This is a genomic window from Coralloluteibacterium thermophilum (assembly GCF_042654365.1).
In the GTDB taxonomy this organism is placed as follows: domain Bacteria; phylum Pseudomonadota; class Gammaproteobacteria; order Xanthomonadales; family Xanthomonadaceae; genus Coralloluteibacterium; species Coralloluteibacterium thermophilum.
The window spans coordinates 1-956 of record NZ_JBHSGG010000055.1; the positions used below are offsets into that span (position 1 = coordinate 1).

The following is a 956-nucleotide window of genomic DNA, read 5'->3' on the forward strand; positions in this document are numbered from 1 at the left end:
TTCCAGCGAGGGGAACAACATGCACAAGAATGCGCGCCTGACGCCGAAGGGTCGAGAGGTTCTGGTCCAGCGTGTGGCTGCAGGCCAGCGGGTCGCGGAGGTCGCGCAGGCGCTGGGGATTTCCGAGACCACGGTCCGGAAGTGGTGGCGTCGCCACCAGAGCGGCGAAGGCCTTGCCGACCGCAGCAGCCGGCCGAAGACGTCGCCGCGCCGGATCTCGAGCGCGCAACGCAGCCACATCGAGGCGCTTCGCCGGCAGCGGCGCAGCGGGCGCTGGATCGCCGAGCACACCCAACTGTCCCCGGCAACCGTGTCGCGGGTGCTTCGACGCAGCGGCCTCAGTCGCTGGCGCGACCTGGAGCCGCAGCCCCCGGTGCACCGGTACGAGTACGCCGCTCCGGGCGAGATGATCCACCTCGACATCAAGAAGCTGGGCCGGATCGGCTCGCCAGGCCACCGCGTCACCGGAAACCGATCGCAGCGCCATCGTGGCATCGGCTGGGACTTCGTCCACGTGGCCATCGACGATCACTCGCGGGTTGCCGTGGCGGCCATCGCCGATGACGAGCGCGGCCGGACCGCGGTCGCCTTCCTGCGCCAGGTGGTGGCCCGCTACAGCGCCCAGGGCGTGACCGTGCGGCGGGTCATGACCGACAACGGCTCCCCGTACGTCTCGCGCGTCTTCGCCGAGGCGTGCCGCGCACTGGGGCTGAAGCATGTCCGCACGCGCCCCTACACCCCGCGGACCAATGGCAAGGCCGAGCGCTTCATCCAGACCGCCCTGCGCGAATGGGCCTACGCCTCCTGCTTCGACACCTCTGCCCAGCGCGAACAGGCTCTCGGGCACTGGCTGCACCACTACAACTGGCACCGGCCCCACACCGCGGCCGGAGGCTTGGCTCCCGTCTCACGACTGGGACTCAGTCGAAACAACCTATTGAAGCTCCACACCTAGC

General features: G+C 69.7%; 1 protein-coding gene. It reads left to right on the top strand.

The window, feature by feature from the left end:
• Window positions 1-19 precede the first annotated feature (19 nt).
• Window positions 20-955: an IS481 family transposase gene (locus ACFO3Q_RS16760; RefSeq protein ID WP_377006047.1), complete on the top strand. Its 936-nt coding sequence runs from the start codon at window positions 20-22 to the stop codon at window positions 953-955.
• Window position 956: the final 1 nt, after the last annotated feature.